We start from the raw sequence: 22,525 nt of genomic DNA, 5'->3' as shown, positions 1-22,525 counted from the left end.
TTGGGGGTCCCGGGCGGGGGTAAACCCCCCGCGGGCCGCCCCGGGGCCCCGCGACGGTGCACGGCGCGACCGCGCCGCGTCAGCAGCAGGTGAACAGGTAACTCGGCCCGGCGTCGCAGTAGGCCGCGAGCGCAACGGCCTCCTCGTCCAGGCTTAACGGCTGCTCCGGTATGCCGACCGTCATCACGTTGCGCGGCAGGTGCCAGCTGCCGCCACCGTTGCCGTGGCTCTTCCAGCCATGATCGCCGGGTGTCTTGAGGACCTCGATGTCGACGATCCACGGGCACTGGTAACCGAAGTATTTCGCGAGCGTCTCCAGCGGCTTCTCCAGCAACTCGCCCTTGAATTCCGGGTTCCGCCACGAAAGTGCAATCGCGCGCAGATAGACCTTCTGGAACTCCAGCATCGATTCGAGCGTCGGATTCGCGTTGTTGTTTGCCATGTCGATATCCCCGCGGTCATTCCATGATGGTGATGTGGTTCGCGTTGTAGGCGGCCAGCGCCTGCGCGAATTGCGCCTTGTCCGCCGGTGCGGGCGGCAGGTACAGCGTGAGCTTGTTTCTCCGGCCGGCCGTCCAGTCGCCATTGACGGTCGGCGTCCACTCGGACGATTTCGGCTGAACCTTCAGGTCGAGCCGGAACGGAAAGTGATAGTCGAAATGCTCGCGCAGCGCCTCGACCGGGTCGGCCTCGAGCTCGTCGAGAAACGCCGGCGAATGCCACGCCAGCGCGATTGCCCGGATGACGGTTGCGCGGTATTCGAGAAACTGCTCGTACGTCGGTAATCGAAGATCCTTGCTCATCTCTCTGTTCTCCTGATTGATGAATGGAACCACTTACGGCAACGACTGCAACAGCGCTGCGGCGAGCCTGGCGATGCGGCCCATGCCCGCCGTTGTTGCAATTTCGACTGCACGCCGGCACGCGTCCAGCGCGGCCACGCCGCCGCATCGCGGATCGGCCAGGCGCAAGTACTCGCATTTCTTCATCAGCAGTTGCGCTTCGTAATAGCGCTCCCCGGTCGACTCGCACCATGCGAGGCATTCGTCGATCCGGGCAAGCGCGGCGCCGTACTCGCCGCGCGCGGCATCCAGCTCCGCCAGCAGTGACGCGTAGTAGGTCAGCCCGAGCAGTCCGCCCGACTGCCGCTGCGCATCGAGGTGCTCGACGACACCCGCGCGGTCGCCCTGCGCCCACGCGCGAATGATCGCCACGTAGTGCCCGACCGCGCGCAGCCGATGAATCTCCGACAGGCGCAGAATCGCTTCCGACAGCGCGAGCGCCGCGTCGCGATCGCCCGCAAGCTGGTACGTGCGCGCGAGGTACATCATCGTGACGCCGAGCGTCGGCAAGTGGTCGAGGCAGGTTGCGCAATACACCGCGTCGTGCGCCATCGCGAGCGCGGCGCGCGGATCGTCGTCCATGCACCAGCGCACGCTCGCCAGCGACGCCATCGTCCACGCACGCGTATCGAGCCCGAGGATGCGCCGATGGTTCGCGTCGCGCCGCACGTCGTAGCCCGCCAGCACCGCATCGAACGCGGCGCGGGCGCGCGCATAGTGGCCGTCGACCCACAGGCTCATGCCGCGCATCGCGTCCGCCGCGACCTGAACGCCGGCATCGCCGCGCTCGGTCGCGAGCGCGTCGAGCCGCAAGCCGATCCCGCGCACGGTGGGACGGTCTCCCGCGACGTGGTAGTAGGTCGACAAGGTCCATAGCGCGCTGGTCTCGAGCTCCGGGTCGTCGAGCGTCTGCACCTGTTTCAGCAGCTGCTCCGCATGCTCGCGCACCTGCGGGTCCGCCCAGCCGAACCGTGCCATCGTCGCGTGCGTCAACGTCGTGCGGATGCGCGCGCTGTCGTGTTCGCGTTGCGCGTAGTCGGCGTGGCCGAGCCATTCGAATACGGCTTGCCCGTAGCGGATCGCGTCGTCGTACCGCGCGCCCTCGAGCGCGCGGCGCGCCGCATCGATGCCGTGTGCGATCGCATCGGCCAGGTCGCCCGCGCGCGCGAAGTGCCCGGCGACACCGAACGTGTGCGCACCGGCACCCCGATCGGCTTCCGCAATCAGCGCGCGGCCGACACGCGCATGGTTGCCGCGCCGCACCGCGGGCGGCATCGATTCATAGGCCGCGTCGCGAATCAACGCGTGGCGGAACGCATAGAACACACGATCGCGCCGGTGCTGCGCGTACACGATCCGCTCTTCGAGCAACAGCCGCAGATGTCCGTCGAGCGTGGCCCGATCGTGCGGCGACGCGTCGGCGAGCAGTTGCGCATCCACCTCGAGCCCGATGGTCGCGGCGAGCTGCGCGGTGTCGCGCGCGTCGTCGATCCGGTCGAACGCGAGACCGAGCATGCCGCCGAGACTCAGCGGAAGCGGAAAGGGATCCGTGGCCCGCGGCCCTGCGAGCGAACCGTCCGCGCCGATCGTGGTCAGCTCGCGCGCGACGGCCTCGATGAACAACGGGATGCCGGCCGTGCGACGGGCAAGCTGGTCGAGCCAGGCCGGATCCGGCGCGCCCTGCCCCAGGTACGCCGACATCAGGCGCTGCGCGTCGTCGCTCGGCAGGCGGCGCAGCACCAGGCGCTCGGTCGTGGCGCGCCAGCGCCCGAGCTTGTCGGGTCGCGACGTGAAGACGACGGCGAGCGCGGCCGCGCGCGGCGAGCGCTGCAGGTACGCGAGAAAATCCTCGGTCGAGCGGTCGATCCACTGGACGTCCTCGACGACGAGCAGCACCGGCGCGCCGTTGCCGAGCGACACGATCAATTGTTCGAGGACATCGAACAGCGCGTGCCGCTCGCGTACGCTCGACCACAGGAACCCCTTCGCATCGCAGGGCAGCCCCAGCCAGGTCGCGAGCGCGGCACGGGCCGCCGCATGATCGCACTCGAGCGGCGCGATCATCGTTTCGATCGCCTCGAGCGCACCGCCGGCCGGACTGTCGGCGTCGATATGCCAATGTGCGCCGATGAACCGCAGGATCGGAAACAGCGCATGATTCTCGCGTTCCGGCAGGCAGCCGCAATGCGCGAACGCGTGGCCCTGGCTCCGCACGGCCTCGCACAGCTCGTGCACGAGGCGCGACTTGCCGATGCCCGCTTCACCGACGACGAGCCGCGGCATGCCGTGCGGCGCAGGCTCGCCGCGCATCGCGCGACGATATCGTGCGAGCGTCTCCTGCCAGGCGCGCAACAGCGCGTCGAGTTCGCGCGCGCGGCCGACCATCGGCGCCCGCACACCGGTGTCGAGCGAATCGAACGGCGTATCGGCGCGCCGCTCGCCGAACAATTCATGAACCGGCTGCGGCAGGAGGCCCGCACGCGCCAGCCGCAACGCGGTCGGCCGATGGTCGGCATGCCGTTCGAGCGCGAGCCGTGCATCGTCGCTGATCAGGATCTGGCCGGGCCCGGCCAGCCTCAGCAATCGTGACGCCGCGGCGGGCGTCGATACGCCCGACATGTGCGATGCGTGCGCGAGCACCTGCCCGACGTGAATCGCGGCGGCCACTTCGACGCGCCAGCCGTCGCCGCCGATGCCGCCGGCCGCCGCCGGCACCGGCAACCGCGCGCGCTCGGCCACCCGCACCATGTCGAGCGCCGCGCGCGCCGCGCGGCGGGCGGGCCGGTCGATGTCGCCCTGCAGCCCGAAATGGAACAGCAGCGTGTCGCCAAGCCGTCCGCCCGCGTGCGCGCCGTAGCCGACGGCGATGTCGGCGCACTTTGTCAGCCACTGCTCCTGGTAGCCGTCGAGCAGGTCGCCATGATCGGTTCCCGCGTGGCGTTGCCTGCCCTCCCCGGCAATCGCCACGCAACAGCACAGCGTGGTGACCTGCCGGTACTCGCCGGCCGCCGCGATCGTGTCGCCGCGCGGCGCGAGCGGGTGCGGGCGCATCTGCCGGCTTGCACGGCTTGTACGGCTGGCGTCGAACTGGCCAACGAGCGCCGCGAAGTTCAGTGCGCGGAACTGCTCCGCCAGTTCGTCGGCCGACGCGGCGCGCTGCTCCGGATTCTTGTTCAACGCGCGCCGCAGCACCGAGCCGAGCGGATGCGACGCGATCGACGGCGGGAGCGCGACATCCACCGGGCTGAGCTGCTGATAGAGAATGTCGGCCACGCTTGTGCCCTGCATGACGACATCGCCCGTCAGGCATTCGATCACGACCAGGCCCCATGCATAGAGGTCGCTTCTCGGCGTCGGCGGCTCGTTGCGCAATTGCTCGGGCGCGCAATAGGACGGCGAGCCGAGCACCTCGGTCGCCAGCGTCGCGGTCTCGCGCGCGATGTCTTCCGCGCCGGGCAGCAATGCGCCGATGCCGAAATCGAGGAGCTTCGCGTGTGGCCCGTCATCGGCCATCGCGATCACGATATTCTGCGGTTTCAGGTCCCGATGCACGATGCCGCGCCGATGCGCGGCCGCCAGCGCGTCGAGCACTTCCGTCATCAGGCGCCCGGTGTCGACGGCCGACAGCGGCCCCTCCGCCGCGAGCCGGTCGCGCACGGTCCGGCCCTGCACCAGCTCGAATACCGCGAACAGTCGCCCGTCCGGCGCCTCCCCCTGGTCCAGCAGCGCCACGATGTTCGGGTGCCGCAGCGCTTCGCACAGGCTCGTCTCGCGCCGAAAGCGCGCACGCTGGTGCACGCGCTCCGCCGTGGTCCGCGCGGCATCCTCGCGCATCAGCTTGATCGCGACCGCCTGCCCCGTTTCGCCGCAGGTCGCGCGAAACACCACGCCGTTGCCGCCTTCGCCGAGCAGCGGGCCGAGCCGGTAATGCCGCTTGCCGGCAAGCTCGACGAAAGGCGCGACGGGCTGCCGCGATTCGGGCGCTCCCGGCACGACGGGCGTGCGGGACACGGTGGCCAACATGGCCTGCTCGCCCGCCTTCACGAGTAATGGACGAACGGGCCCGACCCGGGACGAGGCGCGCCGAGATGCAGCACGACGCCCGGCACCGACTGGCATTCGAGATGCTCGCCGCGCATGATGCGGAACGGAAAATCGCCGAAGCGGACGCTGCCGCGCCTGCGCTCGACGAGCTGGCTTGCGTCGAGCCCCGGCAGTGCCGCGAACTGGCTCCGCGCGCGGTGAATCTGCACGTTGACGTGGGACGTATCGATACCGAGCATGTGCGCCAGCCGGTCGAGGTCGATCCAGCCTTGCGAGGCGGCGTCGTAGCCGGCCTGCATGTCGGCCGAGCGGGCGCGCGCAAGCGTGACGAGGCTGTAGTGATGAGCCCGCTCGCCGAGATCGACCACGCCGCCGCGCACGTGCAGCAGCATGCGCACGTGCTCTTCGTTGCGGCTGACGAAGAATTCGAGCAGTTGCGCCGGCATGGCCGGATCGGTGGGCGCGGCAAGCATCATCGTCGCGCCGTGGCTCACGAGCGTCACGCGCCATGTGCAATCGCCGCTCGACACTTCATCTCCGTCATGGAGCACACGCGGTGGCAACGTGTCGTCGCACAGCCATTCACCGGCCGCCAACCGGACGACCGTGACCGGTCGCGCGCCACGGGCAGGCAGGATCTGGCGCGGCGCAAGCACGATCGGCGGCGCCGCGCCGCGTATCGGCCACAGCGTATCGGCCGGATCGTCGAGCGCATCGACGCGCCACGGTGCGATACCGGCCCGGCCGAACCGGATCACGTCGCCGGGTTGCAACACTGCGTGCTCGCCGTCGCGCAACGGCACGCCCGACACCGACGTGCCGTTGCTGCTGTGATCGTGCAGTTCCCACAGCCCGCCGCTCCAGCGGATATGGGCATGGACCCGGGACACCGATGCGTCCCGAATGACCGTGTCGCAGCGCGTGGCATCGCGGCCGAACACGTGATACGCGCGCAACAGGCACGCGTCCCCGGAAGCATCGTTCTTCAGTATCGCCATGACCGCCCCGTGTCGGATTCACCCGGATCGATGGCGTGATGCATCGACGTTGCCGGGCAAGCGATTGATTCACCGATTGCGAACGATGTCGCCTGTTCGCCGCCTCACCACTTTTCTTGTCATCTTTCCGTCAAACCGTTGCCCGTCCGGAATGTGTCATTTACGTTAATTTAATTATCGACCGCTTTGTTTTTTTGGGACCAAGCAACGTGATGAAAATCCTGCCAAATAAAACCACGCACAGCAACCGGAATAATCGATTTGCGATTTCGAAATATAACGCCTTACATTTTCGACAGATTTCAGGAAAAGTTTAGGGGTCGAAAAGCTCGTCACGCGTTTCACGACGGCACTGGCACCCAGCCGTCCCGACGTCCGGCAATGTGCCCGACCTGGCTTGCAAACCCCGTATCACAAAACCGTCCCGATCGAGATTGAGATCAGCTTGATCGTTTCCGAAAATCGCACAATCATCACCAGCGTTTTGATTGCAATATTCTTCACTTATTCAATTATCAAGGTGTGCCGTTTATGCGCATGAAAGATAATCCTGCCTTTCAAATCGGGCCCGCGACAATTCATCCCTCTTTTACTTCGGGATTCGAATCGGAAAAATTCTGCGGACCGCCCACGGCAGGGATGGATTTTTCTTGTTCGGGACGAGCAACGCGTACCTCGTCTTGCCGTCACCGCTTGCAGCTCGACGCGCGACGTACCAACGAGAGAGGTTCAGGAAGAACGGTTCGAGACGCGATACTCCGCACTGCGCGGCACGGCATGCATCCATCGCGGGGAATCACTGTGGCGGAAGGCAGCCAGAGTCGAACTGACCCGGGAGTGTCTGACACCCCCAACCGGGTTTGAAGCCCGGCCGTACCACCGGATACGAATGCCTTCCGTGGGGAAAAGAACCAAAGAACAACGAGCGCCTACGCCTGAATACCCACCCAACCGCTGTCAGGCCGCAGGTAGTGAAGATCGCGGTGGAAGCGAGTATACCCAACCCGATCGAAGAACTCGAGAATCTGGATCGCGCGCTTGCGGCCCAGCCCCGTCGCATCGCGGAATGTCGCGGCATCGAGCCCGCCACCGCGCGACGGCGCGAGATGCGCGACCAGTTCCGCCAGCTCGCGTGCGACGTCCGCGTGATAGAACAGGTCGCGTACGACCTGATGCACGTCGCCGCGCCGCGCGAGCTTGCGCAGCAACGCGCGCACCGCGTCCTCGGCCGCGCCCGTGTCGCGGGCCAGGTCGCGCACCCACGGCGGGTCGAAGCGCCCCGCATGAATCAGCGGCAGCAGTTGCTGCGCGAGCGCTTCCTCGCGCGGCTCCAGGCTCACCGAATGCGATGGCAGATGCAGCCACGGCCCGCTGCGCGCCACTTCGCCGCCGGCCACCAGCGCATCGACGAGCGCACGCCACAGCGCATCGCCGGCGAGCGGCGCGGCCATCCGCCGCAGGCGCGCGGCGTCGAGCCCCTGCTCGTCGGGCATGCGTTCGTGATACGTACGCAGCGTATCGATCGCCCGCGCCTGCAGCGCACGCCAGTGCGCATGCGAAATCACCTCGCCATCGTTCGACGCGGCGTCGCGCTGCCCGATCGCCAGCGCGTCGTCCGGCAACGCCAGTGCATTCGGCGCGAATCCCGTCAGATGCGTAAGCGTCGTTCGCGCAATGCCGAGCGGCGCCTGCGCGAGCAGCGCATCGATACGCCCTTCGTCGAGCCATTCTGCCAGCGCGTTGAGCCATGCGCGGCGCGCGGGCGTACGGCGCTTGCGCGCCGGCCCGAACGGATCGAGCACGCGGCCGCCGCCGACGGTGCGGGTCGCCTGCGGATTACGGACGATGAACCGGTCGCCCGGCAGCGCGAACACCGGTTCGTCGAACACCAGTTGCACGCGCATCCGCTGGCCGGCCGCGAGCGCGTCGCCATCGAGCAGCGCGACATGCGCGACGCGATGCAGCGTGCCGAGATGCACGTGCAGCGGCGCCCAGTGCGTCAACGACAGCCCTGCCTCCGCGAGCAGCGTCAGCTCGACGTCGAGACGCGGCGACGTCGCGGCGAGCCGCGCATCGGCGACGGTATCGCCGCGCTCGACGTCGGCCTTGTCGACACCGGCCAGGTTCAGCGCGCAACGTTCACCCGCCCGCCCGGCTTCGACCGGTCGGTTCTGCGCATGGATGCTGCGCACCCGCGCCGCGCCGCCGGACCGCACGATCGCGAGCGTGTCGCCCGTCGCGACGCGGCCCGCGAACGCGGTGCCCGTCACGACCGTACCCTGCCCCGCGAGCGTGAACACGCGATCGACCGCGAGCCGGAACAGCCCGTCGTCGCGGCGCGCACGCCACGCGATCGCCGCGTCGGCCAGGTGACGCTTCAACGCTGCGACACCGGGATCGTCCGTTGCGGTTGCCCGCGTTTCGAAGATCGGCACGCCGGCCAGCGTCGAGTCGTGCAGCCACGCACCGATCTCGTCGCGCACCTCGGCGACGCGCGCGGCATCGACGCGATCGCATTTGGTCAGCGCGACAGCGCCATGCGTGACGCCGAGCAGTTGCAGGATCGCGAGATGCTCGCGCGTCTGGGGCATCACGCTGTCGTCGGCGGCAATCACGAGCAGCGCGAAGTCGATTCCGCACGCGCCCGCCGCCATCGTATGAATCAGCTTCTCGTGCCCCGGCACGTCGATCAGGCCGAGCACTTCGCCGTTGTCGAGCGGCGTATAGGCGTAACCGAGTTCGATCGAAATGCCGCGCGCCTTCTCTTCCTTCAGGCGGTCGGTATCGACGCCCGTCAGCGCACGCACCAGCGTCGTCTTGCCATGGTCGATGTGTCCCGCGGTCCCGACGATCATGCAGCGGGCCCCGCCGGCGTCTCGCATTGCGCGACGAGCGCCGCTTCGTCAGCGGCTTCGAGGCAGCGCAGGTCGAGCCGCAGCGCGTTGTCGGCGATGCGGCCGATCACCGGGCGCGGCCATTCGCGCAGACGCTTCTCCAGTTGCGCAAGCGCGCGGCCGCCGCGCTTGCCATCCGCCGTGCGCACGACGAGCCCGGCGCTCGGCAGTTGATCGACCGGCAACGCGCCGCTGCCGATCTGGCTGAACATCGGTTCGACCGTCACGTCGAAATCGCTGCCGAGCGCACCCTGCAGCGCCGGTCGCACGCGTTCGGCAGCCTCCGCGATCTCGCGCTGGGGCCGCGTCAGCAGGCGCAGCGTCGTGAGCCGGTCGCGCAGGAATTCGGGCGACTGGTACAGGCGCAACACGGGTTCGAGCGCCGCGAGCGTCAGCTTGCCGACACGCAGCGCACGCTTGAGCGGATGTTTCTTGATCTTCGCGATCAGCGCGCGGTCGCCGACGATCAGGCCGGCCTGCGGCCCGCCGAGCAGCTTGTCGCCGCTGAACGTGACAATGTTTGCGCCGGCGGCGACGGTTTCCTGCACGGTCGTCTCGTGCGGCAGGCCCCATAACGACAGGTCGGCAAGCGTGCCGCTGCCGAGATCGACGGCAACCGGCACGCCGTGCTCGCGCGCAAGCGGCGCGAGTTCGGCGAGCGTCGCCTCCTTCGTGAAGCCGCTGATCGCGTAGTTGCTGCAATGCACCTTCATCAGCAGCGCCGTGCGCGGGCCGATCGCGTCCGCATAATCGCGCAGATGCGTGCGGTTGGTCGTGCCGACCTCATGCAGCTTCGCGCCGGCACGGCTCATGATGTCGGGAATGCGGAATGCGCCGCCGATTTCGACCAGCTCGCCGCGCGACACGACGACTTCCCGCTTCGTCGCGAGCGCCGACAGCGTCAGCAGCACGGCCGCCGCATTGTTGTTGACGACGGTCGCGGCTTCCGCGCCCGTCAATTCGCATAGCAGAGCGTCGATCAGGTCGTCGCGATCGCCGCGGCGGCCCGTGGCGAGATCGAATTCGAGGTTGACGGGCTGCGTGAGCGCGTCGACCACCGCTCGCACCGCGTCGTCGGGCAACAGCGCGCGCCCGAGGTTCGTGTGCAGCACGGTGCCGGTCAGGTTGAACACGGCACGCACGGCGCCGGTGCTCTGCGCGGCCAGCGTGCGCGCGATGACGGCGGCGATACGCGGCTCGTCGAGCGGCTCCGCCGCGGCCGGATCGTGTTGCGCGGCGGTACGCCAGCGCTCCAGTTCGGCGCGCACGGCATTGAGCACGCGCGTGCGGCCATAGTCAGCGATCAGCGGTTGCAACGGTGCCGACGACAGCACACGCTCGACGGACGGCACGCGCGCCAGCACCGCATTCAATTCATTCACACCCGGTTCGGTCACGTAGTTGTGGCTCCAGTCTCATGCTTCGCAGTCGGCCGGCGCCGGCGCTCTCGCACCGCCCCCGGCCTCGTGCCGTCAGTCCGCTTCCCGCGCGACGTCCGGCCACAGCAGCGGGTTCGGCGAACTGCGCTGATAGCCGGCCTCGTTCATCAGCAGGTCGAGCGTGAGACTCGCGAGATCGTCCGCGAGCGGCTCGAACTCGTAGTCCTTGTCCTGATAACCGATCTTGCGATAGGTCTTGCACTCGTCGCACGATTCGGCCTTGACGGCTTCGCTGCCGCCTTCGATCCCGTGATAGGCGATGCCCTTCGTCGAATCGCAGTGCGAGCACTTCGTGCGCACCATGTGCCATTCGGTCGTGCACAGCCCGCATTGCAGGAAACGGTAGCCCTGGTACTGGCCGCCGACCCGCACGACACTCGCGACCGGATGCGTGCCGCACACGGGGCACAGCCCCGGCTGGTCGAGATACGGGACGTCGGCCGGCGCCACGCAGCTTGCCAGATCCGTCCAGACGACCTGCAGCGCGGCCATCAGGAACGGCGCGGTGGCCGGGTCGACTTCGGCGAAGCGCAGCGCGAGGATCGCGTCGGCCTGCGCGTCGAGTTCGGCGGGCGCCATCAGGCGCAGCCGGTCGAGCAGCTTCGCGAGCTGCGGGTTGACGAGCCCGGCGCCTTCGACGCGGTCGAGCAGTTCGTACAGCACGGCACGCCATTGCGGGTTGCGCTCGCCGTCGAGCGCCGGCACGAGCGGCATCGAATGCTGCTGCGCAAGCGCGATCGCTTCCTTCGACGGCAGCGGCAGTTCGAGCGTTTGCAGCGTCGCGTGCTGCGCATCGGCGACGGTGGCCATCAGCCGCAGGTAGCCGCTGATCGGGTTCAGGTCGGCCAGCTTGCGCAGCCGCGCGGCGCGTGCCGAGAACGCGGTGGCGCGCTCCGGCAGGCGAAAGCGCGGGATGGCCGAATGATCGAGTGCCGAGATCTCGGTCGGTTCGAGAATGCGTTGTGTCACAGAAATGTCTTCCAAATAAACAAGCGCCGACGCATCGGCGCTTTCGGGCAGTTCCGGCGAAGGAACGGAACGCCCCGCCGTGGCCGGCGAGCCGCCCCGCTCCGGTGCGTTATTTCACGCTTTCACGGAACCACTTCGGGTGATGCTTGCGGGCCCAGCCCAGCGTGACGGTGCCACGCACCATCGCGCCGATCGAACCCTTCACCCACAACGCCGCGTAAATGTGCACGATGATGCTCGCGATCAGCACGAAGGCCGCCACGGCATGCACGACAGCGGCCGCGCGGATCACCCCGATCGGGAAGTAGAACGAGAAGTAGCGCCGCCAGATCACGACTCCCGACAGCAGGAGCAGCAGCAGGCAAGCCACCAGCGTAAAGAATAGCAGCTTCTGCCCGGCGTTATAGCGCCCGACAGGCGGCAGCTTGTCTTCCTGGTTGGTCAGCACGTCGCCGATCTGCTTCAGCCACTGGCGATCGTCCGCGTCGAGCGCGTTGTGGTTCCAGAAACGCACCACGAGGATCGCGAACGACACGAACATCACGAGGCCGACGAACGGATGCAGGATCCGCGTCCACTGGCCGCCGCCGAACAGCGCGGTCAGCCAGAACATCGACGGGTGGAACAGCGCGAGCCCGGACAACGCGAGCAGCACGAACGTGATCGCGGTGATCCAGTGGTTCGTGCGCTCGTTCGCCGAGTAGCGGACGATCAGGTTGGGGTCGTCGTGGTTCATTTCGCGTCCTCCTTGATGCGTCGCGCCTCGTCGCGCGCGGCCGATTCCTCTTCGTCGCTCACCTCGTTCGGACCAACCCGGACATAGTGGAAGAACCCGGCGAGCGCGGTCAGCGCGATGCCGGCGACCGCGAGCGGCTTCGCGATGCCCTTCCACAGCTTCACCATCGGGCTGATCGACGGGTTGTCGGGCAGCCCGTGGTACAGCGAGGGCTTGTCGGCGTGGTGCAGCACATACATCACGTGCGTGCCGCCGACGCCCTGCGGGTCGTACAGCCCCGCATGCTCGAAGCCGCGCTCCTTCAGGTCCTCGATCCGCTCGGCCGCGTGCTGCTTCATGTCCTCCTTGGTGCCGAACACGATCGCGCCCGTCGGGCAGGTCTTCACGCAGGCCGGTTCCTGGCCGACCGCGACGCGGTCGGAACAGAGCGTGCACTTGTACGCGCGATGATCCTTCTTCGAGATCCGCGGAACGTTGAACGGGCAACCGGTCACGCAATAGCCGCAACCGATGCAGTTCTCCTCGTGGAAATCGACGATCCCGTTGTTGTACTGCACGATCGCGCCCGGCGACGGACACGCCTTCAGGCAGCCCGGATCCTCGCAGTGCATGCAGCCGTCCTTGCGGATCAGCCACTCGAGGTCGCCGGCCGGGTTCTCGTATTCGGAGAACCGCATGACCGTCCACGAATGCTCGGTCAGGTCGGCCGGGTTGTCGTACACGCCGACGTTGGTGCCGACCTCGTCACGCAGGTCGTTCCACTCCATGCATGCCGTCTGGCATGCCTTGCAGCCGATGCACTTCGATACGTCGATCAGCTTCGCGACGCTCCCGGTCACCGGTTCGCGCACCGTGGGCGGTGGCGTCGTGGTGGCCGAGACGCGCTTGATATCCAGCGATTGCAATGCCATCTCTTTCCCCTTACGCCTTTTCGACCTTCACCAGGAACGACTTGAATTCCGGTGTATAGGAGTTGCCGTCACCCACGGACGGAGTCAGGGTATTGGCGAGATAGCCGGGCTTCGTCAGACCCTTGAAGCCCCAGTGCAACGGGACGCCGACCGTCTGGACCTTCTTGCCGTCGACCATCAGCGGCTTGATCCGCTTCGTGACGAGGGCGACCGCGATGATGTAGCCGCGCTTGGACGACACCTTCACGCGCTCGCCATGCGCGACGCCGACTTCCTTCGCGAGGTCTTCGCCGATCTCGACGAATTGCTCGGGCTGGATGATCGAGTTAAGCCGTGCATGCTTGGTCCAGTAATGGAAGTGCTCGGTCAGCCGGTACGTCGTCGCGGCATGCGGGAACTCCGGCGCCTGACCGAACGACGCGCGGTCGTCCGGAAACACGCGGGCGGCCGGGTTGTTCAGCGCCAGCGGGTTGTTCGGGTGCAGCGGGTTCGTGCCGATCGGCGTCTCGAACGGCTCGTAGTGCTCGGGGAACGGACCTTCGTTCATCCCCGCACGCGCGAAGAAGCGCGCGACACCTTCCGGATTCATGATGAACGGCCCCATCCCGTTCTCGGGCGTTTCGTCCGCCTTGAAGTCGGGAATGTCGGCGCCCTTCCACGCGCTGCCGTTCCACCCGATCAGCTTGCGGGTCGGGTCGAACGGCTTGCCGGCGACGTCGCACGATGCACGGTTGTACAGGATCCGCCGGTTCGCCGGCCACGCCCACGCCCAGTTCAGCGTCTGGCCGATGCCGGTCGGGTCGGAGTTGTCGCGCCGTCCCATCTGGTTGCCGGCCTGCGTCCACGCACCGCAGAAGATCCAGCAGCCGCTCGCGGTCGTGCCGTCGTCCTTCAGCTGCGCGAACGCGGCGAGCTGCTCGCCCTTCTTCACGAGCGCCTTGGCCGGATCCTTCGGATCAGGCAGGTCGGCGAGCGCCTTTCCGTTGAACTCCATTGCAAGCTCTTCGGGCGTCGGGCTTTCCGGATTCGAGTACGGCCACGTCAGGTTGACGATCGGGTCCGGATACTTGCCGCCGTCCTTCTGGTACATCTTGCGCATGCGCAGGAACAGCCCCGACATGATCTCGAGGTCGCTCTTCGCTTCGCCCGGCGGCTCCGCGCCCTTCCAGTGCCACTGCAGCACACGGCTCGAACTCACGAGCGAGCCGTTTTCCTCCGCGAAGCACGTGGTCGGCAGACGGAACACCTCGGTCTGGATCTTGGACGCATCGACGTCGTTGTAGTCGCCGTGATGCTTCCAGAATTCGGACGTCTCGGTCGCGAGCGGATCCATGATCACGAGCCACTTCAGCTTCGCGAGGCCCGCCGCCGTCTTCACCTTCGACGGCGCCGCCGCGAGCGGGTTGAAGCCCTGGCAGATGTAGCCGTTCATCTTGCCGGCATTCATCAGCTCGATCGCCTGCAGCAGGTCGTACTGCTTGTCCAGCTTCGGCAGGTAGTCGTAGGCCCAGTTGTTCTCGGCGGTCGCGGCATCACCCCACCAGGACTTCATGAAGCTGACGTGGAAGGCCTTGTAGTTCTTCCAGTAGCTCAACTGGTTCGGCCGCAGCGGCAGCTGCACGCGCTTCTTGATGTAGCCGTCGAAATCCTGCTCGGACTGCATCGGCAGCGTCATGTAGCCCGGCAGCAGGTTCGACATCAGCCCGAGGTCGGTCAACCCCTGGATGTTCGAGTGCCCGCGCAGCGCGTTCATCCCGCCGCCGGCGATGCCGATGTTGCCGAGCAGCAGCTGCACCATCGCGCCGGTGCGGATGATCTGCGCGCCGATCGAATGGTGGGTCCAGCCGAGCGCGTACAGCACCGTGCCGGCGCGGCCGGGAACGGCCGTGGTCGCGAGCATCTCGCACACCTTCAGGAATTTCTCCTTCGGCGTGCCGCAGACCTGCTGGACCATGTCCTGGGTATAGCGCGCGTAGTGCTGCTTCAGCAGGTTGTACACGCAACGCGGATGCTGCAGCGTCGGGTCGACCTTCACGAAGCCGTCGTCGCCGAGCTCGTAGTCCCAGCTCGATTTGTCCGGGTACGCGTGCTTCTCCGCGTCATAGCCGGAATAGATGCCGTCGTTGAACGCGAAATCCTCGCGCACGATGAACGAGAAGTCCGTGTAGTTCTTCACGTACTCGTGCTGGATCTTGTCGTTCGTCAGCAGATAGTTGATGACGCCGCCCAGGAAGACGATGTCGGTGCCGGTGCGGATCGGCGCGTAGTAATCGGCCACCGAGGCCGTACGCGTAAAGCGCGGGTCGACGACGATCAGCCGCGCCTTGCGGTGCGCCTTCGCCTCCGTTACCCACTTGAAACCGCACGGATGGGCCTCGGCTGCATTGCCGCCCATCACGAGAATCACGTCCGCGTTCTTGATGTCGACCCAATGGTTCGTCATCGCTCCACGGCCAAACGTCGGGGCAAGACCTGCCACCGTCGGGCCATGTCAGACACGCGCCTGATTGTCGAATGCGAGCATCCCGAGACTGCGGATGGTCTTGTGCGTCAGGTAGCCGACCTCGTTGCTGCCCGCCGACGCGGCCAGCATGCCGGTCGTAAGCCAGCGGTTGACCTTCGCACCGTCTTCAGCCGTCTCGACGAAGTTCGCGTCGCGGTCGGCCTTCATCAGCTTCGCGATGCGGTCGAGCGCGTCGTTCCACGAAATCGGTTCCCACTTGTCCGAGCCGGGCGCGCGATACTCGGGGTGCGTCAGGCGGTTCGGGCTGTGGATGAAGTCGATCAGGCTCGCGCCCTTCGGGCACAGCGTGCCGCGATTGACGGGATGGTCGGGATCGCCCTCGATGTGGATGATGCTCGGCTGAGCGTTTTTCGCGCCGTCGCCGAGGCTGTACATCAGGATGCCGCAACCCACTGAACAGTAAGGACAGGTGTTGCGCGTTTCGACTGTGCGCGCCAGCTTGTACTGTCGGACTTCGGCGAGCGCTTCGGACGGAGAGAAGCCCATCAGGGCTAGACTCGATCCGGCAAGCGACGTAGCCGTCACCTTCAGGAACTGGCGCCGGGACATTTGTAGCATGGCTGGTCTCGGCGTTATTGTGGGGGTGGGGAAACTGAAAGGAATTATAGACAGTTCGCGCAACTATGTTCGAATCCTCGGATCAATACTGAATTGTCTGATTACCAACGATGATCCGCGTTCCGCGCGCAACCGAACCGTCATGAAACGACAGATCACCTCCGAAGCAACCCGTCTTGCCCAGCAACAGGCCAACTGGGCCCTCAACGCGTTCAAGCGTTTCTCGTCCGACCGCTGCTCCGCGATGGCCGCGGGCATCGCGTTTTTCTCCGCGTTCTCGCTCGCGCCGATGCTCGTGATGGTGATCGCGGTGGCCGGCTGGTTCTACGGCGACGATGCCGCGCGCGGCCAGGTATTCGAGCAGGCGCACCAGCTGATCGGCGACGACGCGGCGGCCAGCATCCAGACGATCGTGCAGAACGCTCACCGCGCGGGCGAGCGCGGCGGCCTGGCCACCCTGATCTCGTTCGCCGCGCTCGCCATCGGCGCGTCGGCCACGTTCGCGTCGCTCAGCGCCGCGCTCAGCGTGATCTGGCCGGCTACCGAGAATCGCTGGTCGAGCATGCTCGGGCTCGTGCGCGTGCGGTTGATCTCGTTCGGACTCGTGCTCGGCGTCGCGTTCCTGCTGATCGTGTCGCTCGTGCTCGACACCGCGATCACGTTCGTCGGCACCTGGCTGCTCGGCAATTCGCCGTATGTGGTCGTCACGAACCTCGTGCAGTTCTTCGTCGGCATCGCCGTGCTCGCGGCTGCGTTCGCGTCGTTGATGAAGTTCCTGCCCGATGCGCGCGTCGCTTGGCGCGACGCCGCGGTCGGCGGCATCGTGTCCGCGATCCTGTTCTCCGGCGGCAAGAAGCTGTTCGCGCTGTATCTCGCGCATGCGGGCACGGCCAGCGCATTCGGCGCGGCCGGATCGTTCGCGGTCCTGCTGATGTGGCTGTACTTCTCCGCGATCGTGCTGCTGCTCGGCGCGGAATTCGCGGCGGCGCGCGGCAATGCGCATCGGCCGGCAGGCGCCGCACCGGCTGCGTCCGCCCAACCACAACCCGGCCCCGGCAACGACCGCACGCGCGGCGACTGATTTACCCCGCCGCAAGCGCCCCGCACACCTGCCCGCCCATTTGCAACCACGCAATCCGCCGCGCATTTGCGCGGCGTTGACACGCATCTTGCGTGTCCGCATGGACATTGCCGCAACAGCAAACGTTTGCACACCCCCATTTCCATGGCAGAACCCGGCGAAACACGCAACCTGCCGTCCGGCGCATCGACTTTTGAAACAATCGCGGCGCAGCAATTGTCAACTATTTCAAAAACAGGAACAGTTGCTGATGTGCTTGATATATATGGACTTTTTCACGCTGTTACCTTTTCGAGACACTTTATTTTTTAAGCTTTCTTGCGTCTATGGCACTGAGCTATTCTCCAATCCGCAACAAATAACGATGAATCACTTGCGTGGAGAAACTCAACGATGAAGAAACTCGCTCTCTCGACCCTCTCGCTCGCCCTGCTGGGCGCCGCTGGTGCTGCTCATGCTCAATCGAGCGTGACGCTGTACGGCGTGATCGACACGTCGATCGCTTGGGTGCACGGCAATGACGGCCAGTCCAACAACTCGGTCCAAATGCTGTCGGGCAACCTGCAAGGTAGCCGCTTCGGCCTGAAGGGTGCAGAAGACCTCGGCGGTGGCCTGAAGGCGATCTTCCAGTTGGAAAACGGTTTTGATCCGGGCACCGGCAAGCTGAACCAGGGTGGTCGCATGTTCGGCCGTCAGGCATTCGTCGGCCTCGAAAGCAGCCAGTACGGCACGCTGACGCTCGGCCGCCAGTACGACCCGCTGGTCGACCTGGTCCAGGCAGTCACGGCTGACAACTACTTCGGCAGCACGTTCGCCACGCCGGGTGACGTCGACAACAACGACAACAGCCTGCGCGTCAGCAACGCAATCAAGTACACGTCGCCGGTGATCGCTGGCTTCCAGGCTGAAGGCATGTACGCCCTCGGCGGCGTCGCAGGCAAGACGGGCGCAGGCCAGACGTGGTCGGTCGCAGCTGCCTACAACAACGGCCCGGTCGGCGTTGCAGCAGGCTACTTCTACGCGAACAACCCGACGCCGACGGCTGCAGGCCTCCGCTCGGGCTGGGGTTCGACGACGTCGGACAACATCGTCGACGGCCCGATCAACTCGGGTTACGTGACGGCGAAGTCGATCGCGATCGCCCAGGTTGCAGGTCAGTATGTGATCGGCCCGGTTACGGTCGGCCTCGGCTACAGCAACGCGCAATACAAGCCGGACGCATCGTCGGGCTTCGGTTCGACCGAGAAGTACAACACGGGCCGCGGCTTCGTGACGTACCAGGTTACGGCACCGCTGCTGCTGGGTCTCGGCTACTCGTACACGAAGTCGAGCGGCGACACGACCGCGAAGTACCACCAGGTTTCGCTGGGCGCGGACTACTCGCTGTCGAAGCGCACGGACGTCTACCTGGTCGGCGCATATCAGCACGCAAGCGGCACGCAGCTCGTCGACGGCGTTCAACAGAACGCGCAAGCTTCGATCGGCTCGTACGGCTTCGCCGGCAAGAGCTCGGCCGAAATGGTCGCTCTCGGCCTGCGTCACAAGTTCTAAGAAGTACGTTTCCGGCGTGCACTGCGTCTCCGACGCCTTGCCGCCGACCTGGAAAGCCAGTCCCGGTTTCGGCCGCGACTGGCTTTTTTTCGTCCGCCTCCCGCGTGCCGACGGCGCCTGCACGGGCCGCCACCCCGAACCCGAGCCCGAGCCCGAGCACGCCGACCGGCCGGCAACGGCGCCTGGCGGCTGCAAAGCGCCGGGAACACCGTTTGCGGATAACCGCGCCGGTCGCCATCCGTTAGCCGAGCGACTACCATCCGCACTGCCGGCCCCGCTCGTCCGGTGCGATGGCGATATGCCGCGGCGTGTCGATTTCGGCAACCGTCGTCCGTCGTATCGATGGCGGCACGGGTTCGCACGTCGCCCCATTCACACAGGAGATTCGTCATGACGATTCAGAAGATCACGCCTTTTCTCTGGTATTCGACGGAAGCCGAAGAAGCAGCGGCCTTCTACGCAGGCATCTTTCCGGATTCGCGCGTCGTGCGCGTCACGGCGGTGCCCGGCACCGACGGCACGCGAATGGTCGAATTCGAGCTGTTCGGCCAGCCGTTCTTCGCGATGAGCCACGCACGCACGGAAACGTTCAATCACGCGATCTCGCTACTGGTCAGTTGCGCCAGCCAGGCGGAACTCGACCGCTACTGGAACGCGCTGCTCGACAACGGCGGCACGGCCGACGCCTGCGGCTGGCTGAGGGATCGCTATGGCGTGTCGTGGCAGATCGTTCCGGAAGCGCTCATCCCGATGATGACCGACCGCGACCCGGTCAAGGCGGCGCGCGTGGCCGCGGCGATGATGCAGATGGTCAAGTTCGACGACGCCGCACTGAAGGCCGCCTTCGCGGGCACGGCGGGCTGACGACGCACGTCGCGCCGCGCATGCATGACCGCGCACCGATCACGCGCCCGGTAGCTGCCGCTACGCCCGCAGCATCGATTCGACGGTTCGCCGCGCGTAGCCGATGAAGGCGGCGAGCGGCTCGCCGGACAGGATTGCCGCGCCCGCGTCGCCATCGAGATAGGCGTCGCGCGCGGCTGCCACCACCGGCCGAAACGCGTGAGGCAGGCGCTCCAGCACCCATGCCGCGGCGACGTCCTTGGGTGCAATCGTGCCGGTCGCGGCGCTGTACCAGATGCGCGCGAGCGCGAGCACCACGTTGCACTCGTCGCCGCGCCAGTCCGGTTCGGCGTTCCATTGCGCAACGGTCGCGAGCAGCGCGACGACGAAATCGCGCGCGGGCACCGGCTCGAACAGCGCGGCCGCAGGCGGCCCGAACAACGCGATGCTGTGCTGTCGCGCCTTCGTCAACAGGATCGCCAGATCGTGATCGACGAGCGGCGGTTCGACGATGCCCGCATCGAGATCGCGGCGCAGCCACTCGCCGAACTGCAGTTCGCGCCGCGCCGGATGACGCCACGGCACCACGTCGCCGTGCGCGACGACGGTAATCTCCAGTGCGCGCATGCCGCCTGCACCACCCGGCGGCGCCGACACGTCGAGCAGATCGTGCATCAACGCATGCCGCACCGCTTCGTCGGGTCGCGCCGTCACCGTCACCAGCAAGTCGATGTCGCTGCGCGGTTTCAATCCGCCGTCGAGCGCCGATCCGAACAGGTGGATGGCTTCCAGCGTCGCGCCGCAATGCCGCTCGATCGCAGTGCGTGCGGCAGCGACCTGTACGGCGATTTCGTCCGGGATGAATCCAGTCACGACGGCGGGACTTGCGATGCGCTGGCAACGGGCGTCGCGGGCGCGACGCGTGCGCCGGGCTGCGGTGAAACCGCGTCCCGCGCAACTGCGGTTTGCAGTTCACCGTTCGGCATTAAGCATGGACGGCATGCGATGCGTTGCACCTCGCGCGTCGTGCTGCCCATCGTCGCCGCACCGCCGCTTCGCTGCCGCGCGATTTGCGCGGCGCAATAAAAATCCCCGCACGCTTTCGCGTACGGGGATCGCAGGACTCCGCAACGGCTGCCGACATGTATTCGGCAGTCGTTGCGCGGCATTACGCTGCCGCGTCCTTCAACTTCTTCAGCGCACGTGCCTTCACGCGCACGCTGGCCGGCTTCGCCGGGAACCAACGCTCTTCGCCCGAGAACGGATCCTTGCCGAAGCGCTTCTTCTTCGCCGGCACGACTTGTGCCGTGATCTTCAGCAGACCCGGCAGCGTGAATTCGCCTGCGCCCTTCTTGTGGACCGAGCCCAGCACGACGTTCTCGAGTGCGGCGAGCACTGCCTTGACCGCCTTCACTTCGACAGCTGCGCGCTCAGCGATGTGCGTTGCGAGCGATGCCTTCGTGAACTTGTCCTTCAGCGGCGTCGGAGCAGCCGGTGCTGCCTTCGCGACAGCCTTCTTGGCCACTACTTTCTTCGCGGGCGCAGCCTTTTTTGCAGCCACTTTCTTGGTGGCCGGTGCGGCAGCCTTCTTGGCCACCTTTTTTGCGGAAGTCGCCATGTTTCTCCTACCAGGTGTGGTCGTTGGATACACGAAGCGTGCAACGCGCGCGCTTCAACGCCGGATTCTACAAGCGCCTTGACGCTTCGTGCAGTACTTTTATGCGTTTTCGCGGGGTTTCCCGCAGGTTTTGTTGCGCGCGACCGACTTCATCGACGCTTGAGCATCCAAAAACGCCTTTACGTATGCGTCTAAACGAGCCCGAACGCGAATTACGTTCGATATTTGCGCACCTATACTGGGCTCGCTCAATGCCCGGATGCCTCCATGCGCGAAGCCAGATACGTCAAAGGACTCGACGGCCTGCGAGCCCTCGCCGTCATCCTCGTTTTCCTGTCCCACAAGGGCCACGTCCTTGCCGTCGACGTCGGCAAGCTTGGTGTGTGGACGTTTTTCCTCATCAGCGGATTCCTGATCGTCGGCGAACTGCATCGCAACCGCCAGGCCGTCGAGTGCGGCACCATGACGCGCCGCCACGCGTTCGCGCTGTTCCTCGCGAAGCGCGCGCTGCGGATCTTTCCCGTGTACTACCTGCTGCTCGCCGCGCTCGCAATCGCGCACGCGCTGTTCTACCAGCGCGGCGTCAACCTCGGGCTCGCGTGGCATGCGGTGTTCCTGTCGAATTACTGGATCGGCGTCGTGAAGGACGGCTGGCCGGGCTCCACGTCGCACTTCTGGAGCCTCGCGGTTGAACAGCAGTTCTATCTGATCGCACCGCTCGCGTTGCTCGCGGTGCCTGCCGCACGACATGTCGCGCTCGGCATCGCGGCCGTCGCGCTGTGCGCGATCGCGCATCTCGCGCTCTATCTGGCCGATGCCTCGCCGGTACTGATCTACGCGTTTTCCCCGTGGAATTTCGCACTGATCGCGCTCGGCGGCGTCGGCGCGATGGCGCTCGCCGATCGCGGTGCAGCCGCCGTGCGACGCGTTCCGCCCGGCTGGCTCGGCGCCGCAGGCGTCGTGTTCTTCCTCGCGCTGCCCGCGTGCACGACGCTGCCCGACGCGGTCGCGGGGCTCGCGGATCTCGGCCTGTCCGCGTCGCTCGGCACACTGATGCTGTGGATCGTCAGCGAACCCGAACATCCGGTCGTCGCATTGCTCGACTGGGGCCCGCTCGTCTATCTCGGCACGATCAGCTACGGCTTCTACCTGTTCCACAACCTGATTCCGACGCGCTTCGGCATGCTGCCCGCATCTTTCGCACATGTGCCGATACCGGAATTCGTCCGCGAAGCGCTCCCCGAGATGCTGCAATTCGCGCTCGCCGTCCTGCTTGCGCACCTCTCCTGGCGTTATCTCGAAAAGCGGCTGCTCGACTTCAAGAAACCGATCGCCACGATGCTCGCCCGGCACTTCGCCGCGCAGCCGAGCACGTCGCCGCGCTGAACGTCACGCAGACGCGCACCCGCCCCAAAGGAAAGGCAACGCCCTCTTCGCGTTGCCCGGCGAGCGGCGCGACTTCATCGCGCGACGCCGGCCGGCCCGGTGCCGGCACACACGTCAACGTACATCAACGC

General features: G+C 66.4%; 16 protein-coding genes and 1 tRNA gene. 4 read left to right on the top strand and 13 right to left on the bottom strand.

Going from position 1 to position 22,525, the window contains the following annotated elements:
- Positions 1–79: 79 nt before the first annotated feature.
- From U5809_RS26925 to fdnG, 11 genes are all read right to left on the bottom strand, one after another.
- The gene (locus tag U5809_RS26925) at positions 80–442 is read right to left on the bottom strand and encodes a BMA_0021/BMA_0022 family TOMM bacteriocin (protein ID WP_322088738.1); all 363 of its coding nucleotides are present in this window, start codon (positions 440–442) and stop codon (positions 80–82) included.
- Positions 443–458: 16 nt separating this feature from the next.
- Positions 459–803 (bottom strand): BMA_0021/BMA_0022 family TOMM bacteriocin, encoded by a 345-nt coding sequence (locus tag U5809_RS26920; protein ID WP_107937988.1) that lies wholly within the window; start codon positions 801–803, stop codon positions 459–461.
- A 33-nt stretch (positions 804–836) separates the two neighbouring features.
- On the bottom strand, positions 837–4,865 hold the full coding sequence (locus U5809_RS26915; RefSeq protein ID WP_322088737.1) for a TOMM system kinase/cyclase fusion protein: 4,029 nt from the start codon (positions 4,863–4,865) through the stop codon (positions 837–839).
- Positions 4,866–4,882: 17 nt separating this feature from the next.
- A complete protein-coding gene (locus U5809_RS26910) occupies positions 4,883–5,884 on the bottom strand; it encodes an FHA domain-containing protein (RefSeq protein ID WP_322088736.1) in 1,002 nt (333 codons plus the stop codon).
- Positions 5,885–6,686: 802 nt separating this feature from the next.
- Positions 6,687–6,782, bottom strand: a tRNA-Sec gene (locus tag U5809_RS26905).
- 31 nt (positions 6,783–6,813) lie between these two features.
- Positions 6,814–8,739, bottom strand: coding sequence for a selenocysteine-specific translation elongation factor (selB, locus tag U5809_RS26900; protein ID WP_322088735.1), 1,926 nt, complete (start codon positions 8,737–8,739; stop codon positions 6,814–6,816).
- Positions 8,736–10,175 carry an L-seryl-tRNA(Sec) selenium transferase gene (gene selA / locus U5809_RS26895; RefSeq protein WP_322088734.1) on the bottom strand — a complete coding sequence of 480 codons (1,440 nt, stop codon included), beginning with the start codon at positions 10,173–10,175 and terminating at the stop codon, positions 8,736–8,738. Before selA ends, selB begins: the two co-directional genes overlap by 4 nt.
- Positions 10,176–10,250: 75 nt before the next feature.
- On the bottom strand, positions 10,251–11,186 hold the full coding sequence (fdhE, locus tag U5809_RS26890; RefSeq protein ID WP_322088733.1) for a formate dehydrogenase accessory protein FdhE: 936 nt from the start codon (positions 11,184–11,186) through the stop codon (positions 10,251–10,253).
- 109 nt (positions 11,187–11,295) lie between these two features.
- Positions 11,296–11,922: a formate dehydrogenase subunit gamma gene (locus tag U5809_RS26885; RefSeq protein ID WP_322088732.1), complete on the bottom strand. Its 627-nt coding sequence runs from the start codon at positions 11,920–11,922 to the stop codon at positions 11,296–11,298.
- Positions 11,919–12,833, bottom strand: a complete 915-nt coding sequence (gene fdxH / locus U5809_RS26880; protein WP_043177545.1) for a formate dehydrogenase subunit beta — start codon at positions 12,831–12,833, stop codon at positions 11,919–11,921. Before fdxH ends, U5809_RS26885 begins: the two co-directional genes overlap by 4 nt.
- A 10-nt stretch (positions 12,834–12,843) precedes the next feature.
- On the bottom strand, positions 12,844–15,915 hold the full coding sequence (fdnG, locus tag U5809_RS26875; RefSeq protein WP_322088731.1) for a formate dehydrogenase-N subunit alpha: 3,072 nt from the start codon (positions 15,913–15,915) through the stop codon (positions 12,844–12,846).
- A 142-nt stretch (positions 15,916–16,057) separates the two neighbouring features.
- Between fdnG and U5809_RS26870 the strand changes: the two genes are divergently transcribed.
- From U5809_RS26870 to U5809_RS26860, 3 genes are all read left to right on the top strand, one after another.
- Positions 16,058–16,996 carry a YihY/virulence factor BrkB family protein gene (locus U5809_RS26870; RefSeq protein ID WP_322088730.1) on the top strand — a complete coding sequence of 313 codons (939 nt, stop codon included), beginning with the start codon at positions 16,058–16,060 and terminating at the stop codon, positions 16,994–16,996.
- A gap of 393 nt (positions 16,997–17,389) precedes the next feature.
- Positions 17,390–18,547: a porin gene (locus U5809_RS26865; protein ID WP_322088729.1), complete on the top strand. Its 1,158-nt coding sequence runs from the start codon at positions 17,390–17,392 to the stop codon at positions 18,545–18,547.
- Positions 18,548–18,937: 390 nt separating this feature from the next.
- Positions 18,938–19,411, top strand: a complete 474-nt coding sequence (locus U5809_RS26860; RefSeq protein WP_322088728.1) for a VOC family protein — start codon at positions 18,938–18,940, stop codon at positions 19,409–19,411.
- A gap of 60 nt (positions 19,412–19,471) precedes the next feature.
- On the opposite strand, the gene U5809_RS26855 is transcribed toward U5809_RS26860, so the two are convergent.
- Together U5809_RS26855 and U5809_RS26850 are read right to left on the bottom strand one after the other, a co-directional pair.
- A complete protein-coding gene (locus U5809_RS26855) occupies positions 19,472–20,263 on the bottom strand; it encodes an AadA family aminoglycoside 3''-O-nucleotidyltransferase (RefSeq protein WP_322088727.1) in 792 nt (263 codons plus the stop codon).
- 295 nt (positions 20,264–20,558) lie between these two features.
- Positions 20,559–21,008 (bottom strand): HU family DNA-binding protein, encoded by a 450-nt coding sequence (locus U5809_RS26850; RefSeq protein WP_034185832.1) that lies wholly within the window; start codon positions 21,006–21,008, stop codon positions 20,559–20,561.
- 267 nt (positions 21,009–21,275) lie between these two features.
- Here U5809_RS26850 and U5809_RS26845 point away from each other — a divergent pair, with 267 nt between their 5' ends.
- Positions 21,276–22,394, top strand: a complete 1,119-nt coding sequence (locus tag U5809_RS26845; protein WP_322088726.1) for an acyltransferase — start codon at positions 21,276–21,278, stop codon at positions 22,392–22,394.
- Positions 22,395–22,525 lie beyond the last annotated feature (131 nt).

Source organism: Burkholderia sp. BCC1999, assembly GCF_905339975.1.
Taxonomy (GTDB): domain Bacteria; phylum Pseudomonadota; class Gammaproteobacteria; order Burkholderiales; family Burkholderiaceae; genus Burkholderia.
Note: the sequence above shows the minus strand (reverse complement) of the source record. Positions and strands in the feature narration are given on the sequence as shown.

Coding starts and splice junctions, on each gene's coding strand:
- U5809_RS26925 (WP_322088738.1), bottom strand. CDS start 442: ATGGCAAACAACAACGCGAATCCGACGCTCGAATCGATGCTGGAGTTC.
- U5809_RS26920 (WP_107937988.1), bottom strand. CDS start 803: ATGAGCAAGGATCTTCGATTACCGACGTACGAGCAGTTTCTCGAATAC.
- U5809_RS26915 (WP_322088737.1), bottom strand. CDS start 4,865: ATGTTGGCCACCGTGTCCCGCACGCCCGTCGTGCCGGGAGCGCCCGAA.
- U5809_RS26910 (WP_322088736.1), bottom strand. CDS start 5,884: ATGGCGATACTGAAGAACGATGCTTCCGGGGACGCGTGCCTGTTGCGC.
- selB (WP_322088735.1), bottom strand. CDS start 8,739: ATGATCGTCGGGACCGCGGGACACATCGACCATGGCAAGACGACGCTG.
- U5809_RS26885 (WP_322088732.1), bottom strand. CDS start 11,922: ATGAACCACGACGACCCCAACCTGATCGTCCGCTACTCGGCGAACGAG.
- fdxH (WP_043177545.1), bottom strand. CDS start 12,833: ATGGCATTGCAATCGCTGGATATCAAGCGCGTCTCGGCCACCACGACG.
- U5809_RS26870 (WP_322088730.1), top strand. CDS start 16,058: ATGAAACGACAGATCACCTCCGAAGCAACCCGTCTTGCCCAGCAACAG.
- U5809_RS26865 (WP_322088729.1), top strand. CDS start 17,390: ATGAAGAAACTCGCTCTCTCGACCCTCTCGCTCGCCCTGCTGGGCGCC.
- U5809_RS26860 (WP_322088728.1), top strand. CDS start 18,938: ATGACGATTCAGAAGATCACGCCTTTTCTCTGGTATTCGACGGAAGCC.
- U5809_RS26850 (WP_034185832.1), bottom strand. CDS start 21,008: ATGGCGACTTCCGCAAAAAAGGTGGCCAAGAAGGCTGCCGCACCGGCC.
- U5809_RS26845 (WP_322088726.1), top strand. CDS start 21,276: ATGCGCGAAGCCAGATACGTCAAAGGACTCGACGGCCTGCGAGCCCTC.